This window comes from Wenzhouxiangella sp. XN24 (assembly GCF_011064545.1).
Taxonomy (GTDB): domain Bacteria; phylum Pseudomonadota; class Gammaproteobacteria; order Steroidobacterales; family XN24; genus XN24.
The window spans coordinates 185,343-207,655 of sequence record NZ_JAAMFG010000034.1; the positions used below are offsets into that span (position 1 = coordinate 185,343).

17 protein-coding genes, 1 tRNA gene and 1 pseudogene are annotated in these 22,313 nt (G+C 63.9%); 14 read left to right on the forward strand and 5 right to left on the reverse strand.

The genetic code is table 11. The annotated features are described in order from the left end of the window. Positions 1–9 precede the first annotated feature (9 nt). The 10 genes from G6032_RS08580 to pnp all read left to right on the forward strand — a co-directional run bounded on the left by G6032_RS08580 (position 10) and on the right by pnp (position 11,672). Complete coding sequence (locus tag G6032_RS08580; RefSeq protein WP_165281732.1) at positions 10–1,524, forward strand: NADH-quinone oxidoreductase subunit M; 1,515 nt, start codon at positions 10–12, stop codon at positions 1,522–1,524. Continuing rightward, on the forward strand, positions 1,521–2,954 hold the full coding sequence (nuoN, locus tag G6032_RS08585) for an NADH-quinone oxidoreductase subunit NuoN (protein ID WP_165281733.1): 1,434 nt from the start codon (positions 1,521–1,523) through the stop codon (positions 2,952–2,954). Before G6032_RS08580 ends, nuoN begins: the two co-directional genes overlap by 4 nt. Positions 2,955–3,078: 124 nt before the next feature. Beyond that, positions 3,079–3,155 (forward strand) — tRNA-Met (locus G6032_RS08590). Positions 3,156–3,245: 90 nt separating this feature from the next. After that, complete coding sequence (gene rimP, locus G6032_RS08595) at positions 3,246–3,734, forward strand: ribosome maturation factor RimP (RefSeq protein WP_346763780.1); 489 nt, start codon at positions 3,246–3,248, stop codon at positions 3,732–3,734. A 23-nt stretch (positions 3,735–3,757) separates the two neighbouring features. Further along, positions 3,758–5,263 carry a transcription termination factor NusA gene (nusA, locus tag G6032_RS08600; protein ID WP_165281734.1) on the forward strand — a complete coding sequence of 502 codons (1,506 nt, stop codon included), beginning with the start codon at positions 3,758–3,760 and terminating at the stop codon, positions 5,261–5,263. A gap of 19 nt (positions 5,264–5,282) precedes the next feature. Next, positions 5,283–7,832 carry a translation initiation factor IF-2 gene (gene infB / locus G6032_RS08605; RefSeq protein WP_165281735.1) on the forward strand — a complete coding sequence of 850 codons (2,550 nt, stop codon included), beginning with the start codon at positions 5,283–5,285 and terminating at the stop codon, positions 7,830–7,832. Next, a complete protein-coding gene (gene rbfA, locus G6032_RS08610; RefSeq protein WP_165281736.1) occupies positions 7,832–8,209 on the forward strand; it encodes a 30S ribosome-binding factor RbfA in 378 nt (125 codons plus the stop codon). The genes infB and rbfA overlap by 1 nt, the downstream gene beginning before the upstream one ends. Continuing rightward, positions 8,202–9,137: a tRNA pseudouridine(55) synthase TruB gene (gene truB, locus G6032_RS08615; RefSeq protein ID WP_165281737.1), complete on the forward strand. Its 936-nt coding sequence runs from the start codon at positions 8,202–8,204 to the stop codon at positions 9,135–9,137. The genes rbfA and truB overlap by 8 nt, the downstream gene beginning before the upstream one ends. A gap of 122 nt (positions 9,138–9,259) precedes the next feature. Beyond that, positions 9,260–9,529, forward strand: a complete 270-nt coding sequence (gene rpsO, locus G6032_RS08620) for a 30S ribosomal protein S15 (RefSeq protein WP_165281738.1) — start codon at positions 9,260–9,262, stop codon at positions 9,527–9,529. A gap of 55 nt (positions 9,530–9,584) precedes the next feature. Beyond that, on the forward strand, positions 9,585–11,672 hold the full coding sequence (pnp, locus tag G6032_RS08625; RefSeq protein WP_165282161.1) for a polyribonucleotide nucleotidyltransferase: 2,088 nt from the start codon (positions 9,585–9,587) through the stop codon (positions 11,670–11,672). Positions 11,673–11,947: 275 nt separating this feature from the next. Here the strand turns inward: pnp and phaR are convergent, their stop codons facing one another. The 5 genes and pseudogenes from phaR to queF all read right to left on the reverse strand — a co-directional run bounded on the left by phaR (position 11,948) and on the right by queF (position 14,996). Then, on the reverse strand, positions 11,948–12,451 hold the full coding sequence (gene phaR, locus G6032_RS08630) for a polyhydroxyalkanoate synthesis repressor PhaR (protein ID WP_165281739.1): 504 nt from the start codon (positions 12,449–12,451) through the stop codon (positions 11,948–11,950). 97 nt (positions 12,452–12,548) lie between these two features. After that, positions 12,549–13,508, reverse strand: coding sequence for a tRNA glutamyl-Q(34) synthetase GluQRS (gluQRS, locus tag G6032_RS08635; protein WP_165282162.1), 960 nt, complete (start codon positions 13,506–13,508; stop codon positions 12,549–12,551). After that, positions 13,486–13,878, reverse strand: coding sequence for an RNA polymerase-binding protein DksA (gene dksA / locus G6032_RS15685; RefSeq protein WP_346763804.1), 393 nt, complete (start codon positions 13,876–13,878; stop codon positions 13,486–13,488). Before dksA ends, gluQRS begins: the two co-directional genes overlap by 23 nt. A gap of 84 nt (positions 13,879–13,962) precedes the next feature. After that, positions 13,963–14,427: pseudogene (locus G6032_RS15690) on the reverse strand (histone H1-like repetitive region-containing protein); the annotation flags it as partial. Positions 14,428–14,582: 155 nt separating this feature from the next. Beyond that, on the reverse strand, positions 14,583–14,996 hold the full coding sequence (gene queF / locus G6032_RS08645; protein ID WP_240902095.1) for a preQ(1) synthase: 414 nt from the start codon (positions 14,994–14,996) through the stop codon (positions 14,583–14,585). 144 nt (positions 14,997–15,140) lie between these two features. Between queF and smc the strand changes: the two genes are divergently transcribed. From smc to G6032_RS08665, 4 genes are read left to right on the forward strand one after another with little or no spacing between them, the layout of a single operon-like run. Beyond that, complete coding sequence (smc, locus tag G6032_RS08650) at positions 15,141–18,644, forward strand: chromosome segregation protein SMC (RefSeq protein WP_165281741.1); 3,504 nt, start codon at positions 15,141–15,143, stop codon at positions 18,642–18,644. A gap of 20 nt (positions 18,645–18,664) precedes the next feature. Next, positions 18,665–19,372, forward strand: a complete 708-nt coding sequence (locus tag G6032_RS08655) for a cell division protein ZipA C-terminal FtsZ-binding domain-containing protein (RefSeq protein ID WP_165281742.1) — start codon at positions 18,665–18,667, stop codon at positions 19,370–19,372. Further along, positions 19,369–21,396: an NAD-dependent DNA ligase LigA gene (ligA, locus tag G6032_RS08660; RefSeq protein WP_346763781.1), complete on the forward strand. Its 2,028-nt coding sequence runs from the start codon at positions 19,369–19,371 to the stop codon at positions 21,394–21,396. The genes G6032_RS08655 and ligA overlap by 4 nt, the downstream gene beginning before the upstream one ends. A gap of 56 nt (positions 21,397–21,452) precedes the next feature. Further along, positions 21,453–22,286 (forward strand): DUF6502 family protein, encoded by an 834-nt coding sequence (locus tag G6032_RS08665; protein ID WP_276610938.1) that lies wholly within the window; start codon positions 21,453–21,455, stop codon positions 22,284–22,286. Positions 22,287–22,313 lie beyond the last annotated feature (27 nt).

The window sequence follows — 22,313 nt, forward strand, 5'->3', positions numbered from 1 at the left end:
GGGACCGGAATGCCGACCAACCTGCCGCTGCTGAGCATACTGATCTGGCTGCCCATTCTCGGCGGACTGCTCGTGCTCGCGGCGGGCGACCGAAGAACGCCCCTCGCGCGGCAACTGGCGTTGGCTGTGGCCTTGCTCACCCTGCTCGCGAGCCTGCCGCTGTGGATCCGCTTCGACGCGACGACCGCGGCCATGCAGTTCACCGAGCGCGCTGCATGGATTCCGGCTTTCGACGCCTGGTACCACCTCGGCGTGGACGGGATCTCCATGCCGCTGATCCTGCTCACGACCTTCATCACCGTGCTGGTGGTGATCGCGGGCTGGCAGAGCATCACCAGCCGCCCGGCACAGTATTTCGCCGCGTTCCTGATACTCGAAGGCATGATGATCGGCGTCTTCGCGGCCGTCGATGCGCTGCTGTTCTACGTCTTCTGGGAAGCCATGCTGATCCCGATGTTCATCATCATCGGCATATGGGGCGGGGCACGACGGGTCTACGCGACGCTGAAGTTCTTCCTCTATACCTTCCTCGGGTCCGTGTTCATGCTGGTCTCGCTGATCTACCTGCGGGTGGCGAGCGGCTCTTACGACATCCCGACCCTGCACGCATGGCCGCTCGGCATGACGGAGCAGATGCTCATCTTCCTCGCGTTCCTGGCGGCATTCGCCGTGAAAGTGCCGATGTGGCCGGTGCATACCTGGCTGCCGGATGCCCACGTGGAGGCGCCGACGGGGGGCTCGGTGATCCTGGCGGCCATCATGCTGAAAATGGGCGGCTACGGCTTCCTGCGATTCAGCCTGCCGATCACCCCGGATGCCAGCCAGGCGCTCGACTGGCTGATGATCGCGCTGTCGCTCATTGCCGTGGTTTATATCGGCTTCGTGGCGCTGGTGCAGAACGACATGAAGAAGCTGATCGCCTATTCGTCGATCGCGCACATGGGTTTCGTGACGCTCGGGCTGTTCATCGCCTGGCGCATCCTCGACAACACCGGCGCGGCGGAAGGCATCGTCATGGGCCTGCAGGGCGGCATGGTCCAGATGATCTCGCACGGCCTGATCTCCGGGGCGATGTTCCTTTGCGTGGGGGTGCTTTACGATCGCATGCACAGTCGCGAGATCTCGGCCTATGGCGGTGTGGCGAATACCATGCCCTGGTTCGCGGCGTTCTTCGTCCTGTTCGCGATGGCCAATGCCGGCCTGCCCGGAACCTCGGGCTTCGTCGGCGAGTTTTTGGTGATTCTCGCGAGCTTCAAGGCCAACTTCTGGTACGCAGTCCTGGCCGCGACCACGCTGGTGCTCGGCGCCGCGTACACCCTGTGGATGGTGAAGCGGGTGCTCTACGGCGAGGTGGCCAACGAGCGCGTCGCCGCGCTTGAGGACATCGGTCGGCGCGAGTTTCTCGTGCTGGGCATACTGGCCGCGGCAGTGCTGCTGCTCGGTCTCTGGCCGGCTCCCTTAATCGATGCGATGGCCGTCACCCTGCAGGCGCTCGCGGATCACGTGGTGCAGTCCAAGCTATGAACGGCATGACTCAATTCGCTCCCGCGACGGCGGAAATCTTCCTGATGGCGGCGGCTTGTGTCGTGCTGCTGGCCGACCTGTTTCTCGCCCAACGGCATCGGATCGTGACGTACTGGCTGGCGCTGGCCGCGTTGCTGGGCACGGCGCTTTGCCTCGCCGGTACGGCACCGGAGGGGCGCGTCGTCACGCTCAGCGGCGCCTTCGTCGCGGATCCGCTGTCGCAGCTGCTGAAACTGTTCACTTGTGGCGTCGTCGCCGTGACCTTCTTGTATGCGCGGGATTACCTGCGGGCCAGGGACCTGTTCAAGGGGGAATATTTCGTTCTTGGCCTGTTCGCCACGCTCGGCATATTCGTCATGATCTCGGCGCACAGCATGCTGAGCCTGTATCTCGGCCTGGAACTGATGTCCCTGTCGCTGTATGCGATGGTCGCGTTCAACCGGGACAGCCCGATGGCGGCCGAGGCGGCCATGAAGTACTTCATTCTCGGTGCCATCGCGACAGGCTGCTTCCTGTATGGCACGTCGATCCTTTACGGCGTCACCGGCTCCCTGGACCTGGGTGAAATCGCGCAGCGCGCCGGCGAACTGGACCGCCTTGACATCCATATCCTGGTGGCGCTCTCTTTCATCCTGGTCGGGGTGGCTTTCAAGTTCGGCGCCGTGCCGTTCCACATGTGGCTGCCCGACGTCTACCAGGGCGCGATCACTCCGGTGACCCTGTTCATCGGTACGGCCGCGAAGATCGCCTCGCTGGCCATGATCTACCGGGTGCTGGTCGAGGGGCTCGGCGCACTGCATGGCAGCTGGGCGGACATGCTGGCGGTCCTGGCCGTGTTGTCGATGGCCATCGGCAACATCGTGGCCATCGCCCAGGACAACCTGAAGCGGATGCTCGCCTACTCGACGATTTCCCATGTCGGCTTCATCCTGCTGGGCATCCTTGCCGGCACGGTCGGGGGGTACGAGGCCGCGATCTATTACACGCTCGCCTACGTGATCATGGCCGGCGCCGCCTTCGGCATGATCATCCTGCTCAGCCGGCGCGGGTTCGAGGCGGAGGCCATCGACGATTTTCGTGGCCTGAATGCCCGCAGCCCGTGGTTCGCCGCCATCATGCTGATCGTCATGTTCAGCATGGCGGGGGTCCCGCCCCTGCTCGGCTTCTACGCGAAATTCGCCGTTCTGGCCGCGGTGATCGAGGTGGGGCGGACCTGGCTGGCAGTGGCCGGCGTACTGTTTTCCGTGATCGGCGCCTATTACTACCTGCGGATCGTCAAGGTGATGTACTTCGACGCACCTGCCGATACCCAGCCGCTGGCGGCCAGTCTCGACCTGCGTGTCGTCCTGAGCCTGAACGGACTGCTCGTGCTCGGCCTGGGCATCTTCCCGCAGGCGCTGATCGCGCTCAGTATCGCTGCTTTGCGCTGAGTTGCGGCTGCGGCTGCACGGGATGGCACCGCGCATTGCGCTGCGGGATCGAGCGGATCAGGGCCCAATCGGCCGTTCCCCTTGCGCTGCGGCAAAGCGCTCCGTAAAATACCCAGTCTGCGGATGCGGGGTGGAGCAGTCTGGCAGCTCGTCGGGCTCATAACCCGAAGGTCGCAGGTTCGAATCCTGCCCCCGCTACCAACGCTTTTCGCCGGAAAAGGCCCCCTAGGGGCTTTTTCTTTATCCGGCCCATTAAAGGGCCGGGAGATGGCCTCGGAAGGAGGCCGACAGGTGGGCCGCAGGGCCCATTTTTTGTTGGGCGAGGCAGTGATGCTGAAAGACACATTGCTTGAGCTCCTCGGCCCCGAAATCGAGGCCATGGGGTACGAACTGGTGGAACTGGACGCGCCGGCGCCGGGCGGGTCCGGGACTTTGAGGATCTACATCGACGGCGATAACGGAATCGGCCTGGAGGATTGCGAGCGGGTGAGCCACAGGGTGAGCGGGGTGCTGGATGTGGAGGACCCGATTCACGGGCACTACATCCTGGAGGTGTCCTCCCCGGGGCTCGATCGGCCGCTGCGGACGGAGCAGCACTTTCGCAGCCAGGCCGGGAAGCTGGTGAAGATCGTGCTCGCGGCGGGGCGGCCGGGACGGCGACGCTACAAGGGAACCATCGTGGGAATCGACGACGGCATTGTGGAAATTGAGGTGGATGGCGAGCGGTTTTCGCTCTCGTTATCCGATATCGAATCTGCCCGGCTCGTGCCGGAGTACTAGTCCTGGGGATCGGGTCAACTGAAATGAACAAGGAAATCCTACAGGTCATCGAACAGGTGTCGGCCGAAAAAGAACTCGACAAGGAGATCATTTTCGAGGCCCTGGAGATGGCGCTGGCGACCGCCGCCCGCAAGCAGTTTGGCGAGGACATCGAGGCGCGCGTCTCGATGGACCGCAAGACCGGCAAGCTCAGCACCTTCCGCCGCTGGAAGGTGTTCGCGGACGACTCCACCGAACTCGAGACCCCGAGTCGCGAGTTGCGGCTGGAAGATGCACTGGATATCGATCCCGCCGCGGAAGTGGACGGCTATGTCGAGGAGCCGCTGGACATCGCGCCGACCGGCCGAATCGTGGCACAGACCGCGAAACAGGTGGTGGTGCAGAAGGTGCGCGAGGCGGAGCGGGCGCAGGTCGTCGAAGAGTTCCGCGACCGTGTCGGCACGCTCATCGGCGGGATCGTGAAGCGCGTCGATCGGAACGGCGTATTCGTGGATCTCGGCGGCAATGCCGAGGGCTTCATCTCGCGCGAGGAGATGATTCCCCGCGAAGCCGTCCGCACCCAGGACCGCATCAAGGGCTTCTTGCGCGAAGTACGCTCCGAGCCGCGGGGTCCGCAGATCTTTCTCTCGCGCACCGCGCCCGAATTCATCATCGAACTGTTTCGCCTCGAGGTTCCGGAGGTCGGCCAGGGCCTGATCGAGATCCTCGGCGCCGCCCGCGATCCCGGCCATCGCGCCAAGATCGCCGTCAAGAGCCTGGACCAGCGCATCGATCCGATCGGCGCCTGCGTGGGCATGCGGGGCTCCCGTGTGCAGGCCGTCTCCAACGAATTGGCCGGGGAACGTGTCGACATCATTCCCTGGGACGACAATCCGGCACAGTTCGTGATCAATGCCATGTCGCCCGCTGAAGTGGTTTCCATCGTCGTGGACGAGGATTCCCACAGCATGAACGTGGCGGTCGAGGAGGACAAATTATCCCAGGCGATCGGCCGCGGGGGGCAGAACGTCCGCCTCGCGAGCGAGCTGGCCGGCTGGGAGCTCAATGTCATGACGGCCAGCGAAGCCGAAGAGAAGAGCGAGGCGGAGTCGCGCGCCTTGATCGAGGTCTTCAAGGTCCAGCTCGACGTGGATGAGGAGGTCGCCGTGATTCTCGTCCAGGAAGGGTTCTCGAGTGTCGAGGAGATTGCCTACGTGCCGACGTCCGAACTGCTCGCGGTCGAGGAGTTCGACGAGGATATCGTCGAGGAGCTGCGCAGTCGGGCACGTGACGTGCTGATCACGCAGGCGATCGTCAAGGAAGAGAAACTCGACCAGGCCGAGCCTGCCGAGGATCTCCTGGCGCTCGACGGCATGGATCGCAGCCTGGCGTTCGCGCTGGCCGGTCGAGGTATCCGCACGCGTGAGGACCTGGCCGACCAGTCGACCGATGAACTCGAGGATATCGAGGGGCTGGACGCCGAACGTGCCGGCAAGCTGATCATGGCCGCCCGCGCCCATTGGTTCGAGAGCGCCGAAGAGAACGGCTGAATACGAGGTTCTAATGCATATGGCCGACGTCACTGTTGCCCAGTTCGCCGATGTCCTGAAGGTCCCTGTCGACCGGCTGTTGAGTCAGCTGGAGGAAGCCGGTATCCGCGTGGCCGGTGCGGAGGACACGATCAGCGACGAGGCGAAGCTCGAGTTGCTGACTTTCCTGCGGGAGAGTCACGGGCGCGAGGCGCCCGCCGTGACGCCGCGCAAGATCACGCTGAGCCGAAAGACCCAGAGCGAACTTCGCCAGCCGGTCGGCCAGGGGCGGACCCGCACCGTCAACGTCGAGGTCCGCAAGAAGCGCACCTACATCAAGCGCGATGTGCTCGAGGAACAGGCTCGCCAGCAGCAGGAAGAACTCGATCGCGAACGCGAGGCCGTCGAGGCGGCGAAGCGCAAGGCGGAAGAGGAAGCGCGTCGCAGCGTCGAGGAAGAACAGAAGCTCCGCGACGACGAGGAAAAACGTCGCCAGGCGGATGAAGCAGCGCGCCTCAAGGCGGAAGAGGATGCCCGCAAGAAGCTCGAGGAAGAGGCCCGCCGGGTAGCCGAGGAAGAGGCCCGCGTGCTGGCCGAGGCCCGCAAGCGCGGCTCCGAGGACGATCGCAAGCGCAAGGACGCCGAGCGTGCGCCGCCGCGTCGCGCCGGCGGCGCGGAGCAACCGGGTGGCGCCACCAAGTACGGCCGCAAGGAGCTGCACGTGTCGGGCGACAAGTCCGGCAAGCGCCGCAAGCGCCCGGCCGGCGGACGCCGCAGCGGCGGGGCCCAGATCGAACGGCAGGGATTCGAGCGCCCGACCGCGCCCGTCGTGCGCGAGGTCGGCATTCCCGAGACCATCACCGTGGCGGAACTGGCCCAGAAGATGGCAGTGAAGGCGACGGAAGTGATCAAGACCATGATGGGCATGGGCGCAATGGTCACGATCAACCAGGTCATCGACAAGGACACCGCGGCGCTCGTGGTCGAGGAGATGGGCCACACGCCGAAGATGCTGCGCGAGAACCAGATCGAGGAAGTCGTCGAACAGGCATCCCGCGGCACAGGGGAAGTCGAGGCGCGCTGGCCGGTCGTCACGATCATGGGCCATGTCGATCACGGCAAGACTTCACTGCTCGATTACATCCGTCGCAGCAAGGTCGCGGCGGGCGAGGCCGGCGGCATCACGCAGCACATCGGCGCCTACGTGGTCGAGTCCGCCAAGGGACGCGTCACTTTCCTCGATACGCCGGGCCATGCCGCGTTCACCGCCATGCGCGCCCGCGGGGCGCAGGCCACCGACGTGGTCATCCTCGTCGTGGCCGCGGATGACGGCGTGATGCCCCAGACGGTCGAAGCCGTGCAGCATGCCCGGGCGGCCGGCGTACCGATCGTCGTGGCGGTCAACAAGATCGACAAGGCGGGCGCCGACCCGGAGCGCGTGAAGAGTGAGCTCGCCCAGCACGAGGTCATCCCGGAAGAATGGGGCGGTGACACGCAGTTCGTGAGCGTCTCGGCGCACACGGGCGAGGGCATCGACACTTTGCTCGAGTCGGTCGCCCTGCAGGCCGAAGTGCTCGAGTTGACTGCAGTCACGAGCGGTCCGGCCAGTGGCGTGGTGATCGAATCCAGCCTCGAGAAGGGCCGCGGTGCCGTCGCGACGGTGCTCGTGCAACAGGGCACGCTGCAGGCCGGCGACGCCGTGCTCGCGGGTCGCGAATACGGTCGTGTGCGCGCCATGTTCAACGAACTCGGTAAACCAGTGAAGGAAGCCGGTCCGTCCACGCCTGTCCAGGTGCTCGGATTGTCGGGCACGCCCATGGCCGGAGACGACGTCGTGGTGCTGCCCGATGAACGCAAGGCCCGCGAGGTGGCTTTGCACCGCCAGGGCAAGTTCCGCGACGTCAAGCTCGCCAAGCAACAGGCTTCGAAGCTCGAGGACGTCTTCACGCAGATGGAGGAAGGCGAAGCCAGTTCGGTTCAGCTGCTCATCAAGGCCGACGTGCAGGGCAGCGCTGAGGCGTTGCGGGATGCGATGACGCGGCTGTCCTCGGACGAGGTCAAGGTGAAGGTCATCAGCAGCAACGTCGGCGGCATTACGGAATCCGACGTGAACCTGGCGGCCGCTTCCGGTGCGATCATCATCGGCTTCAACGTGCGCGCCGACGCGGCGGCCAGGACCGCGGTCAAGGAGACCGGCGTAGATGTGCGCTATTACAGCATCATCTACGAGGCCATCGACGACGTGAAATCCGCGATCGTCGGCCTGCTGTCGCCCGAGATTCGCGAGCAGATCGTCGGCACCGCCGAGGTCCGGGAAGTGTTCACTTCGCCGAAATTCGGCCAGGTGGCCGGCTGCCTGGTCACCGAGGGCACGGTCAAGCGCAACAACCCGATCCGCGTCCTGCGTGACAACGTCGTGATCTTCGAGGGAGCTTTGGAGTCGCTGCGGCGTTTCAAGGACGACGTGAACGAGGTCCGCTCCGGCACCGAGTGCGGCATCGGCGTGCGCAACTACACCGATGTGCGTCCCGGCGACCAGATCGAGTGCTTCGAGCGCATCGAGATTGCCCGGACGTTCCAGCAGAGCTGATGCCTCGCGAGTTCACCCGCAGTCGCCGGGTAGGCGAACAGATGCAGCGCCTCATGGGCGAGATCCTGCTGCGCGACGTCCATGATCCGGGCGCACGCGGTGTGAGCGTCACCGCTGTCGAGGTATCCAAGGACCTGTCGCACGCAACCGTCTGGTTCAGCCTGCTCGATCCGGCGGCGGATCCCAAGCCGGCGGCCGCCGCCCTGGCACGCGCATCGGGAATGATCCGCGGCAAGCTGGGTCGCGCCATGTACATCCGCCAGGTGCCGGAATTGCATTTCCGCCATGACGAGAGCCTGGAGCGCGGTTCGCGCCTCTCGGAGCTGATCAACAGGGCAGTCGCCTCGGACAAGTCCGGGTCCGGCCAGGATGAATGAAGGGCTCGCCGCCCGGCCCCGGCCCGCGAACGGCGGGCCGGATGGGGTCGTTTTGCTGGACAAGCCGGTGGGGCTGTCGTCGAACATCGCCTTGCAGAAGGTGCGCCGGCTCTTCGGGTCGCGCAAGGCAGGGCATACCGGAAGCCTGGATCCCCTGGCCAGCGGCCTGCTGCCCGTCTGCCTGGGCCAAGCGACCCGGTTCAGCGGGTACCTGCTCGGTGCGGCCAAGGGCTACCGCGTGACCGGCCGACTCGGCGAGCGCACGGCAACCGGTGATGTCGAGGGCGACGTGGTCGAGCGTTGCGCCTGGGAGCAGCTTTCGCGTGACGACTTCGTTGCCGTATTGCCGGGTTTTCGCGGCCCCATCCTGCAGGTGCCGCCGATGTATTCGGCATTGAAGCAGGGGGGCGAGCGGCTATACAAGAAGGCTCGCCGCGGGGAAGTGGTCGAGCGACCGGCGCGCGAAGTGGAAATCCATGGGCTCGAACTCGAGGCGTGGACTCCGCCGTCGTTCTCGCTGGATGTGCGTTGTTCGAAAGGCACCTATATCCGCACGCTCGTCGAGGACCTGGCGCGGGCTGCAGGCAGCTGTGCACACGTGACGGCCTTGCGCCGCTATGCCGCGGGCCCTTACGAGCATGAAAGCATGTACACCCTCGAGGCACTCGAAGCCCTGGCTGCGGAGAGTCCGGAGCGCCTCGCGGAAGTGGTGTTGCCGATCGATTCGACCGTCGCGGGGCTGCCCATGGTCACGCTTCCTGCGGAAGCCGCGCACCGCCTGATGCAGGGGCAGCCCGTGGCGCTCGGGCCGGAAGGCGACGCGGGCCTGGTGCGGGTTTACAGCCCGGCGGGCTTCATCGGCCTCGGTGAGCGCGGCGCGACGGGAGAATTGCGTGTCAAACGTCTACTCGGCACCTGCAAGGTGTAGCTTAAGGCGTCGAAGATAAAGGATTTTTAGTGGTGGCGGGCTTGTTCCATCGTGCTTCGGCGCGCTAGAATTGCCGGCTTGTCAAAGGGACAGCGAAAGAGCAGGTTCTCAGGAGATATCAGATGCCTCTGTCGGTAGAGCAGAAGAAAGAAATCATCACGGAGTACGGTCGCGGCAACGCGGACACCGGCTCCCCGGAAGTGCAGGTGGCCTTGTTGTCCGCCCGCATCAGCGAACTCACAGAGCATTTCGCTACCCACAAGAAGGACCACCATTCACGGCGTGGTCTGCTCAAGCTGGTCAACCAGCGTCGCCAGCTTCTGGATTACCTGAAGCGGAAGGACGTGGGACGTTACCAGGAAATCATTTCCCGTCTCGGCCTGCGTCGCTGAGGACATTCCAAGTCCGGTCATGGGGACCGGCAGACAATAGGCGAAGAAAGTGAATCTGACTCCCATCAAGAAATCGTTCCAGTACGGCGCCCACACGGTTACGCTCGAGACCGGCGAGATTGCTCGCCAGGCGGATGCGGCCGTGGTCGTCACCATGGCGGATACCGTCGTACTCGTCACCGCGGTCGGCCGCAAGTATGCCGCCGAAGGGCAGAACTTCATGCCGCTCACGGTGAATTACCAGGAAAAGACCTATGCGGCAGGCCGCATCCCCGGTGGCTTCTTCAAGCGTGAAGGACGCCCCTCGGAAAAGGAAACCCTGACTTCCCGCCTGATCGATCGCCCGATCCGGCCTTTGTTTCCCAAGGGCTTCTACAACGAAGTCCAGGTCATCGCCACCGTCATGTCGGCGAATCCGGACATCGATCCTGATATCCCCGCCCTGATCGGCGCCTCCGCGGCGCTGTCGCTCTCCGGCATCCCCTTCGACGGTCCGATCGGGGCCGCGCGGGTGGGCTACGCCAATGGCGAATACGTGCTGAATCCCACGGCCACGCAGTTGGCAGACTCCGCGCTGGACCTGGTGGTCGCGGGCACCGCCGAGGCCGTCCTGATGGTCGAGTCCGAGGCGAAGATCCTGTCCGAGGAGGTCATGCTGGGCGCCGTGGTGTTCGGCCACGACCAGATGCAGACGGTGATCAGCGCGATCAACGAACTCAAGGCCGAAGCCGGCAAGCCGGCCTGGGACTGGACGCCGCCGCCGGCCGACGATGAGCTCGCCGAAGCGGTTGCCGCCGAAGCGGCCGAAGCGTTCACCGAGGCTTACCAGATCACGGAGAAGCAGGAGCGCTACGGGCGGGTCGACGAGATCAAGTCGGCCGTCAAGGAGAAGCTCGGCGGTGGCGAAGACGCCAGGTGGACAGCCGACCAGGTCAAGGCGGCGCTGAATGCCCTCGAGAGCAAGACTGTGCGCAATCGCGTCACCGGCGGCGCACCGCGTATCGACGGCCGGGACACGCGTACCGTGCGGCCGATCCAGGTCCGGACGGGCGTGTTGCCGCGTACTCATGGTTCGGCGCTGTTCACCCGCGGCGAGACCCAGGCCATGGCCGTGGTCACGCTCGGCACCGGCCGCGACGCGCAGATCATCGATGCGCTGTCGGGCGAGTTCCGCGAGCCGTTCATGCTGCACTACAACTTCCCGCCTTATTGTGTCGGCGAGACCAGCTTCATGCTGATGCCCAAACGCCGCGAAATCGGGCATGGCAAGCTGGCGCGGCGTGCGGTGCAGGCCGTGTTGCCCGATATGGCCGAGTTCCCTTACGTCATCCGGATCGTCTCGGAAGTGACCGAATCCAACGGCTCGAGCTCCATGGCCACCGTGTGTGGTTCGAGCCTGGCGCTGATGGACGCCGGCGTGCCGATCAAGGCGCCGGTCGCCGGTGTCGCCATGGGCCTGGTCAAGGAAGGGGACCGCTACGCCGTGCTCACCGATATTCTCGGCGACGAGGACCATCTCGGCGACATGGATTTCAAGGTGGCCGGCACGGATACCGGAATCACCGCATTGCAGATGGACATCAAGATCAACGGGATCACCCGCGAGATCATGTCCGACGCTCTCGCGCAGGCGCGTGACGCGCGGCTGCACATCCTCGGCGAGATGAACAGCGTACTCGGCAAGCCGCGCGAGAAGATGTCCGACTGGGCACCGACCATCATGGCGTTCAAGATCGATCCGGAGAAGATCCGCGAGGTCATCGGCAAGGGTGGCTCCGTGATCCGCCAGATCACCGAGGAGACCGGTGCGACGATCGACATCGACAATGACGGGACGATCCGGATCGCCTCGGTAGATGGCGACTCGGGGCGCGAGGCACGTCGCCGCATCGACCTGATCACGGCGGATGTCGAAGTGGGCCAGGTCTACGAGGGCAAGGTCGCGCGGCTGATGGACTTCGGCGCATTCGTGACGATTCTCCCGGGCAAGGACGGCCTGGTGCACATCTCGCAGATCTCCGACGAGCGCGTGGAGCGCGTCAGCGACAAGCTCAAGGAGGGCGACTCGGTGCGCGTCAAGGTGCTCGAGGTCGACCGGCAGGGTCGCGTCCGTCTCAGCATGCGGGACGTCGACGCGAACTGAGTCTCCGACCAGCGGTCGAGGATGAGGCGGGCGCTTTCCGGCGCCCGCCTTTCTTTTGCGCGACAAAAAAAGCCCCCGCCAATGGCGGGGGCTCAAGAGGTCGGAAATAATCGACCAATTGGAGGAGTCGTCAAGGGATGATGCGTTGCATCAATTTGACGCAATGCAAAATATCAGCGACAAGCGAAGCTGTCAATATGAATTGGATTACGTCTTGATGACACAGCGGCTACGGCTGCCGCCGAAGCACCCCGCCAGGCAGGCCAAGAGCCGTTTCAGCGTTTCCCGCTTCCCGTCTTCCGCTTGGCGGATTCCTCTTCCTCTTCCTGGCGCGTCGCCGAGAAGTTGCGAAAGATCTCTTCCTGCAAGGCTTTCCAGCGCTGGTAGTTCTTCTGGGCGATGCCGGCGACCATGCCGACGGGGTCCACGCCGACCACTTCCTTGAGGCGCTCGCGGAGCTGCTGCTGCTGGCCCATGAACAGGCGCAGGCTCTGATCGAGGTAACCGCTGACCATTCCCTGCATCGTGCTGCCGTAGGAGCGGATGATCTGGGAAAGGAAGTCCCGGCTCATGATGGGTTCGCCGGTCTGTTCCTGCTCGCTGATGACCTGGAGCATGATGCTGCGCGTGATGTCCTTGCCGGTCTTTTTCTCGAGCACCACGAAATCGACCTTCTCCACCACCAGCCGCTTGATGTCGGACAGGGTGATGTAGCGACTCTCTTCGGTGTCGTAGAGGCGCCGATTGGGATACTTCTTGATAATGCGTGGCTCGCTCATATCCTGCTTCCATTCGTGTTCGCCGGGGAGGCGCTCAGGGACGATGCGCCGCAACAGTTGCATAAGATAATCGATTTTTGCACTGCAGCCAAAGTTTTCAGGGCATCTGGATATTACGGATTCCCGCAAGATGCTGCGGGCTCCAGTGGGCCAGGGCCCAGTCCCAGAGTTCGACCGGGGCGGCTCCCCGCAGTTCCGCCGGCGGTTCCTGGCCGAGGCATTTCAGCGCCTGCCATGCCGTGGTCCCGGGATCGCTCGTCGCCACGGCCCGGGCGCCGGTCTGCTTGCTCAGCTTCGCGCCGTCCGGCTGGACGATGACGGGCAGGTGCATGTATCGCGGTTCCGGATAACCGAGGAGCGTTTGCAGCCACCGTTGGCGGGGGGTCGAATCGAGGAGATCGACTCCGCGCACCACGTCGGTCACTCCCTGCTCGTAATCATCGACCACCACGGCCAGCTGGTAAGCGATGAGTCCGTCCCGGCGGCGCAGCACGAAGTCCCCGGGATCCATTTCCAGCACCTGCGTGAACCCGTCTTGCAGCCGGTCCTTGATCTCGATCGGCTCCGATGTGGTCAGGGCACGAACGACCCGGGTGCGCTTCGCTGCGGACGGCGGCAGCGACCTGCAGGTGCCGGGGTAACTGGTGTCGTCCGGGCGATCGCGCCTTCGGTTCGCGGCCGCAATCGATTTACGCGTGCATAGGCAGGGATAAGCCCAGCCGAGATCCAGCAGCCGCTGCAGGCCCGCAACATGAGCTTCGCTGCGCCGACTCTGGAAAACCACGTCGCCGTCCCACCAGAGGCCGAAGGCGTCGAGGGCGCGGATGATGTCCTCGGCGGCGCCGGGCACCTCCCGGGGCGGATCGATGTCCTCGATCCGCAACAGCCATTCTCCGCGTGCGGCGCGGGCGTCCAGCCAGCTGCCCGCAGCAGCAAGCAGGGAGCCGAAGTGCAGAGGGCCGGTAGGCGAGGGGGCAAACCGGCCCCGGTAAGGCCGGGTTGGGGCGGGCGGTTCCCGCGGGCCGCCTTGAAGGTCAGCGGTCGTCCCGGTCCCGATACTGCTTCTCGGCGAGTTCTCGCCGCTCCTGGGCCTCCACGGTCAGCGTCGCGACGGGGCGCGCTTCCAGGCGCCGCAAGCCGATCTCCTCGCCGGTCTCCGAGCAGAAACCGTAAGTGCCGTCATCGATCCGCCCCAGGGCCTGTTCGATCTTCTTCAGCAACTTGCGTTCCCGGTCGCGCGTGCGAAGCTCAAGGCCGAATTCCGATTCCTGCGTCGCCCGGTCGTTGGGGTCAGGGAAGTTGGCGGCCTCGTCCTTCATGTGGTGCATCGTGCGATCCACCTCTTCCATCAGCTCCTGCTTCCAGGCGACGAGGATATGGCGGAAGTGTCCGCGCATGGCCTCGCTCATGTACTCCTCGCCGGGGATCGGCTGGTACGGCTTGAATCCTTTGAGCGGGCCGGAAAAGCCGAAACTCGGTTCGACCTGTTCGGGATTGAGGGCCAGGGGCTTTTTTGCCGCTGGACGCCGGCTCTTCTTTGCCGTCGCCTTCGATACGGGGGCCTTCCTCGCCGCCGGCTTCTTGGCGGCGGTCTTCTTCGCGGGAGCTTTTTTCGCAGCCGCCTTGCTGGCCGTGGGCTTTTTCGCCGCAGTTTTCCTGGCGGCCGGCGTTTTCGCGGCGACTTTCCTGGCAGGCGCCGACTTTTTCGCCGGCTTCTTGGCTACGGTCTTCTTCGCCGGGCTCTTTGCGGCGGCCTTTTTGGCCGGGGCTTTTTTGGCAGCGGTTTTCTTCACGGCGGTCTTCTTCGCAGGCGTCTTCTTCGCGGCCGTTTTCTTGGCCGAGGTTTTCCTGGCAGCGGGTTTGCTGTTCGCGGCTGAGGTCTTGCGTGCAGGCGCCTTTTTACTCGCCGGGGCCTTCCCCGGGGTGCGCGACTTCGCGGCGGTAGACTTCTTTTTGCTGCTCTTGCTCGCGGGCATTTTTGCCTCCCGGCGGGTACGAGTTCCCTATTCAATGACTATAGCCGCCGCACGCCTCGAAAGGCGGCGGACGGTGGTTCAAGCAGGGCTTTTTAGCCCGTTTCAGGTCCGGAGTCCAGTCCTGTGGTCGGCCGCGAAGCTGCGACCCGCGGTGCTCAGGGCAACTCCACGGCGGGCAATGCCTGCCAGCCAGGTTTGCGGTACTCCGCGATCACCGAGGTGTACAGCCCGCCGCGCACATTGAAGTCCGCCGTGACCCGCATGAATCGCGGCGCCAGTCGATCTCGCAGGTCGGCGAGCATCTGGTTCGTCACGGCCTCGTGAAATGCGCCCTCGTCGCGAAAACTCCACATGTAGAGCTTGAGTGACTTGAGTTCGATGCAAAGCCGGTCTGGGACGTACTCGACCCGGATTTCCGCAAAATCGGGCTGGCCCGTTTTCGGGCACAAGCAGGTGAACTCAGGGATCCGGATCCGAATAGTGTAGTCGTTCTCCGGGCCCGGATTCGGGAAGGTCTCGAGGTCCCTGTTGGGCCCTGCATCGGCCCCCAGCGCGCGCAGATCTGCCAAGGCGTGACTCCTGTGTCGAAGGCCGGTTGCCAGGCGCCCGGGCACTGGCGAGGCGACTGGAATTGAAGGCGAATTACTTTACACTAGCGGGCTTGCATTGTTCACCCGTCCGCTCGTCCTTCAACCCCCGGAAACATTCCCCGCATGCGTCTTAGCAAGATCAAGCTCGCCGGATTCAAGTCCTTCGTGGATCCGACGACGATTCGCTTTCCGAGCAACCTGATCGGCGTCGTCGGGCCGAACGGTTGCGGCAAGTCGAATGTCATCGACGCGGTACGCTGGGTGATGGGGGAGAGTTCCGCGAAGCACTTGCGCGGCGACTCGATGACCGACGTCATTTTCAACGGCTCGAGCGCCCGCAAGCCCGTCGGCACGGCGACCATCGAACTGGTATTCGACAACTCGGACGGCGCAGCGGGCGGGCAGTATGCAAGTTTCGCGGAGATCTCCGCGCGGCGCGTCTTGTCACGCGACGGCACCTCGAACTATTTCCTGAACGGGGCGAGATGCCGGCGCAAGGACATCACCGGCCTGTTTCTCGGCACCGGACTGGGGCCGCGCAGCTACGCCATCATTGAACAGGGGATGATCTCCCGGTTGATCGAGGCCAAGCCGGAAGAGCTTCGCATGTACCTCGAAGAGGCGGCCGGGATCTCCAAGTACAAGGAGCGCCGCCGCGAGACGGAGACGCGGATTCGCCATACCCGCGAGAACCTGGAGCGGCTCAATGATCTCCGCGAGGAAGTCGAAAAACAGATCCGGCACCTCCAGCGGCAGGCGCGCACGGCGGAACGATTCCGGGAGATGAAGGCCGAGGAGCGCCGCCTCGAAGCGGAATTGCTCGCGCTGCGGCTCGATGGGCTTGAAGCGGAGGAGGCCGGCCGGAAGGCGGCCCTGGATGAACGCGAGACCCACCTGCAGGCGTCCATCGCGGAGTTGCGCCGCATCGAGGCGGAGCTCGAGGCCGCCCGGGAACGGCATCGCGAGGATGGCGAGCACCTGAATGCGGTGCAGGCGGATTACTACCGGGTAGGGGCGGAGATCGCTCGCCTCGAACAGGCTATTCAGCATGCCAAGGAGCTGCGCGGTCGCCAGGCCCAGGAGCTGGAACAGGCCGAGCAAGGCATCCTGGACATTCGTCAGCACCTGGAGCGGGACCAGGAACTGCTCGTCGAATTGAACGAATTGCTGGGGTCGCTCGGGCCTGAACTCGATGCTGCACGCCATGCCGAGGCCGCCTCATCCGAGGCGCTCCGCACGGCGGAACAGGCGATGCAGAACTGGCAGTCCGAATGGGAAGGATTCAACAGGGATGCCAGCAATGCCCGGGAGACCGTCGAGGTCGAGCGGGCCCGCATCGAGCAGCTCGACGGCCAGGTTGCGCGTCTCGCGCAACGCCGGGAGCGGGTCCAGGAGGAGCGCGGCCGGCTCGCTGCGGAATCGGGGAACGACGACCTGGAGGCGCTCGGGCGGGAGCTCGAGCAGGCCCGCGAGACCGAGCGCAGCACCCAGGCCAGGGACATCGCCGTGCGGGACGAGATCGTTGCGCTGCGTGAGCAGGATGAGCAACTGGTCGCCCAGCTGGATGAGGGCCGCAGTGCATTGCAGAAGCTGCGCGGGACCCTGGCATCCCTGGAAGCCCTGCAGCAGGCGGCACTGGGGCGTCGCGGCAACCAGGTCGGCACCTGGCTCGAGGGTCAGGGGCTGGCAGAGCGTCCGCGGCTGGCAGAGCGGCTCTCCGTGGAGGCGGGCTGGGAACGCGCCGTCGAAACGGTGCTGGGCCATTATCTCGAGGCGGTGTGTGTCGATGGCCTCGAAGACATCGCCAGCGCGCTCGACAGCCTGACCGAGGGCGCCGCGAGCTTCCTGGAAATCGAGGCCAGCGAAGACACGGCAGGCGACGATACGATGCTGGCGGGACGCGTGAGCGGTCTTCCAGCAGCTATAGCCCTGTTGCGCGGGGTTCATGCCGTGGAGGACCTGGGCGCGGCACTGGCACGGCGTCAGTCACTCGGGCCGGGAGAGTCTGTAATCACCCGGGACGGGATCTGGCTCGGCCGGCACTGGCTGAGGGTGAATCGAGCCGAGGATCCACGTTCAGGGGTGCTGGCGCGGGAGCAGGAGATCCGCGAACTGCGCGCCTCGCTCGGTGGCGCCGCTTATGAAATCGAGGAATTGTCGGCCCGCCACGAGGAAATTCGTGCGCGCCTCGCGATGCTCGAGTCGTCCCGCGACGAGGTGCGCCAGGAGGCAGCGGAAGCCCACCGCACGGCAGCCGGGCTGCAGGCGACGCTGCAGACCGCCCGTTCCCGCGCAGAGCAGGCTGCCAGTCGCCTGCAGGCGCTGCAACAGGAATCAGACGAGATCGAGGCGCAACTCGCCGAGGCTGACGAACGGACCCGCGAGAGCCGGGGCCGCCTCCAGGAGGGCATCGAGTTGATGAACGGTTTCGAGACCCGCCGTGAGTCACTCGAGTCGGCCCGCCAGGGCCTGCTCTCCGCGTTGCATGATGCGCGGGAAAAGGCACGAACGGATCGCGCGGCGGCGCAGGACATCGCCATCCGGGTCGAGTCCCGGCGCTCGAGCCTGGACTCCGCGAGCCTCAGCATGCAGCGTTTCCAGGAGCAGATGGCGCGCTTCGCGGCCCGCAAGGAAGAGTTGGAGCGCCAGATCGCCGCCGCTGCCGCGCCGTTGACCGAGCGGGAAGAGGCCCTGGAAGGGCTGCTTGCCCAACGGCTGGCGGAAGAGGAGCGCCTCGCTGTCGCGCGACGCAAGGTGCAGGAGTTGGAAACGGAGCTGCGGGAGCTCCAGGAGAAACGGGCGGCACGGGACCAGGCCGTGGAGGCGAACCGCCAGGAACTCGAGGCCATGCGCCTGTCCGCTCGCGAGGTCAGCGTGCGACTGCAGACTGCGATGGAGCAGTTCGCGAGTACCGGCTTCGACCTGGAGGCCCTGCGCGGCGAGCTCGCGGCGGATGCGGACATCCCTCGGTGGGAGGAGCGCCTCGCTCAGTTGACCTCACGGATCGAGCGACTGGGCCCGATCAATCTCGCGTCCATCGATGAATTGAAGGAGCAGACCGAGCGCAAGACGTACCTCGACGCGCAGCTGGCCGATCTGAACGAAGCGTTGAACACGCTCGAGAACGCAATCCGTCGCATCGATCGCGAGACGCGTAAGCGATTCCAGGAGACCTTCGACCGGGTCAACGCCGGTATGCAGGAGCTTTTTCCGAAATTGTTCGGCGGCGGGCACGGGCACCTGGCGCTGGAATCCGATGACCTCCTGGAGTCCGGCGTGACCGTCATGGCACGCCCGCCGGGCAAGCGGATCAGCACGATTCACCTGTTGTCCGGCGGCGAGAAAGCCCTGACCGCCGTGGCGCTGGTGTTCGCGATCTTCCAGTTGAATCCCGCGCCGTTCTGCATGCTCGACGAGGTGGACGCCCCCCTCGACGACGCGAACGTAGGACGGTTCTGCGATATAGTTCGAACAATGTCCGAACAGGTGCAATTCATCGTCATCACTCACAACAAGACCACGATGGAGATGGTCCACCAGTTGACCGGCGTGACGATGCACGAGCCGGGCGTTTCACGCCTGGTCGCCGTAGACATCGAGGAAGCCGTGCAAATGGCGGCCGGCTAGGGTTCGAGGAGAAGCGACGGGTGCCTGAGCTTCGCTGGATACTGACAGCCATCGGGGTAGCCCTGATCATCGGGGTCTACTTCTGGAGCCGTCGCGATCGCTCCGAACCAGGCGATGAGTCCCGCCGTGAGCCCGGCTTCGGTGAGCGGGAAAGCAGTTGGAGCAGTTTCGAGGAGCAAGAGGCACAACTGCCGCCCATGGTGCCGCTCGAAGCGCCCACCGCCACGGAGTCGCCTGGGGAGGCCCTCGAGAGTGATACGCCGGAACTCCCGCCCGAAGGAGAGCAGCTGATCGTGGCATTGCGCCTCCGGTCGCGACACCCGGACGGATTCAACGGCACCGATCTCATCAAGGCGTTTTCTGCCGAGGGCCTCGAATTCGGGCGTTTCGGCGCCTTCCATTCCCTGGATGAGCGCAGGCGCAGCCGGTTCCTGGTGGCGAGTCTCGTCGAACCCGGCAGCTTCGAGATCGAGAAAATGCACGAACTCCAGTGTCCGGGGGTTTCCATGTTCATGGTCCTGCCCGGACCTCGCGAGCCGTTGGGCGCGCTCGATGCGATGTTTGTCTGCGCGCGGCGCCTGGCCGAGCGCCTGGACGCGGAAGTGCTGGACGACAAGGGCAATGCGCTTACGATGCAGCAGGCGGGCTGGTTGCGTGAACAGGTCATCGAGTATCACCGTCGCAGCAAGCTCAGTGCCGGCAACGGGAGGCCCGGAGAGCCGGTGTGAGTCAGCCCGGGAAGGACACGTGTGAGCGTGCCGCGGCGCTGCGCGAGCAGATTGCGTACCACGACTACCGCTACTACGTGCTCGATGATCCTGAAATCGCGGACGCGGATTACGATCGGCTGTTCCGGGAACTCAAGGCGCTTGAGGCGACTTACCCGGAACTCAGGACCGAGGATTCCCCCACCCGGCGCGTCGGTGGCGCACCCGTTTCGGGATTCGCATCCGCCAAACATCTCCGACCGATGCTGTCACTGGATAACGCATTCACGGCCGATGAGCTTGTGGCGTTTGATCGCCGCCTGTGCGACCGATTGGGGATCGAGGAGGCATTGTCGTATTCAGCCGAGACCAAGTTCGATGGCACGGCAATCAGCCTGCTCTACGAGGAGGGGAAACTGGTCCGAGGTGCGACACGCGGCGATGGGCAGACAGGTGAAGACATCACTCACAACGTGAGAACCATCGAAACCGTACCACTGCGACTGCGCGGAGTCCGGTTCCCGAAGCGCCTCGAGGTCCGCGGCGAGGTCTATATTCCCAAGGCTGGATTCAATGCACTCAATGCGCGGCTCGCCAACGAGGGCGCCAAGACCTTCGTGAATCCGAGAAATGCCGCGGCGGGAACACTGCGCCAGCTCGACCCTCGGGTCGCCGCGGCACGCCCCCTGGAGTTCTACGCCTACGGAATTGGCTACCATGAGAACCACGCGCTGCCGTCCCGCCACAGCGAGATACTCGAGGAGCTGAGGGAATGGGGTGTCCGGGTATCTCCGCTGTCCAGAGTCGTCGAAGGCGTGGATGGCTGCCAGAACTACTACGACGACATAGCCGGGAAGCGTGATGAGCTTCCGTACGAGATCGACGGCGTCGTGTTCAAGGTGGACCGGCTCGATTACCAGGAGATGCTGGGCTTCGTGTCACGCGCGCCGCGCTGGGCCATTGCATTCAAGTTTCCAGCGCAGGAAGTGACCACCGTGCTCCGTGGCGTCGATTTCCAGGTGGGGCGGACTGGGGCGCTGACGCCCGTGGCCCGCCTAGAACCGGTTTTCGTCGGCGGAGTGACCGTGAGTAACGCGACGCTTCACAACATTGACGAGATCGAACGAAAAGATGTGCATATCGGCGACACGGTCATCGTGCGTCGGGCGGGTGACGTGATCCCGGAGGTCGTTCGCGTAGTTCCGGAAAAACGTAGTTCCGATGCACAGCAGATCACGTTGCCCACGGAATGCCCGGTTTGCGGTTCCGACGTTGTAAGGCCCGAAGGGCAGGCCGCGGCCCGCTGTTCAGGCGGACTCGTGTGTCCGGCACAGCGCAAGGAGAAGCTGCGGCATTTTGCGTCTCGGCGCGCCATGGACATCGAAGGCCTGGGTACCAAGATTATCGAGCAGCTCGTTGGCGGAGGAGAGGATGAGGCTATCGTCCGGACGCCTGCTGATATCTACAGGTTGTCCATGGAGCAACTCGTTTCTCTGGATCGAATGGGTGAGAAGTCCGCTCGCAACCTGCTGGCGGCTATAGAGGACAGCAAGGAAACGACGCTCCCGAGATTCCTCTTCTCGCTGGGTATACCCGAGGTCGGCGAGACTACTGCTGCAAACCTCGCCAGGCACTTTGGTGACCTCGAGTCGCTGGCCGCCGCGTCACGAGACGAACTCGAGCAGATACCGGATGTGGGCCCGGTCGTCGCGCAGCACGTTCATGATTTTTTCGACCAGCAAGAGAACAGGGATGTTATTGCTGCACTGGTTGGCGTCGGCGTGCATTGGCCACAGGAGCCGTCAGTAGTAGATAATCGTCGTTTTGAAGGCCAGACATTCGTGCTCACCGGCAGCCTCGAAACGATGACCAGAGACGAGGCGCGCGAGCGGATCGAGAATGCAGGTGGGAAAGTCACATCCAGCGTTTCCCGCAAGACGAACTTTGTTGTGAAAGGTAATGATCCAGGCTCGAAGCTAAAGAAGGCGGAGGAACTGGAAGTTCCTGTGATCGACGAGTCGGGGCTGTTGGGAATGTTGGGTTAAATGTGTCTGAGCATCGGTTCTCGCAAGAGCATTTGCAAATCCTTTAGGCAGAATATATGGCTAGCGCCACACAAAGAGCTGTTCTAAGCGCGTGTCGGGAATTCATGAAACCCCTAGTCCGCCTCCTTCTCAAGAATGGAATCGGGTACCGGGAGTTCTCCGATATATGTAAGTCGTGTTTTGTGGCAGTAGCTAGTGATGAATTTGGGCTTCGTGGGCGGAAGACCAATATGTCGCGTGTTGCAGTAATGACCGGTTTGTCACGCAAGGAAGTAAAGAAAGTTAGGAACTCCACCGATATAGAAATGTTAGCCTCGTTGTCGCGGACAAGGCGACCAGAGTTGGTCATGTCCGCTTGGCACTCTGATCCGGAGTTCTCCGACAAGGCTAACGGTCCAAAGCCTTTACCATTCTTCGGGCAGGGTCCCAACTTCAAGGCTCTTGTTGACAAAGTGGGAGGTGACATACCGCCAAGAGCGATGCTGAACGAACTGATTCGTGCAGGTTCTGTCGTCCAGGACGGGGAGATCCTTTTAGCCGTTTCCAGGTCGTATATTCCGCAACCTAATGACCCCGAGGCAATGCTTGTAGCCGGTGGGGCCATAAGGGACCTCATCTCAACGATCGACCATAATTTGAGTTGTCAGGATCAGGAGATGCGCTTCTTCGAGCGTCGAGTGTATTCTGAAAAACTCCCGATAGTTCAGCGTGATCGCTTTCGGAAACTAGCCGCAAATAGAGGCGAGGAACTACTCCGGGACTTGAACGCTTGGTTAAGCGAGCGCGAATTGTCTAAAAGCCACACCTCAGTTGTTCCTAGCCAAGGCGACAGCAGCAAACGGTTAGGCGTGGGCGTGTTCTTTTTTGATGATTCAGTTAATACTGATTGATTGCGACCACCACAGAGTTTTCCCTGC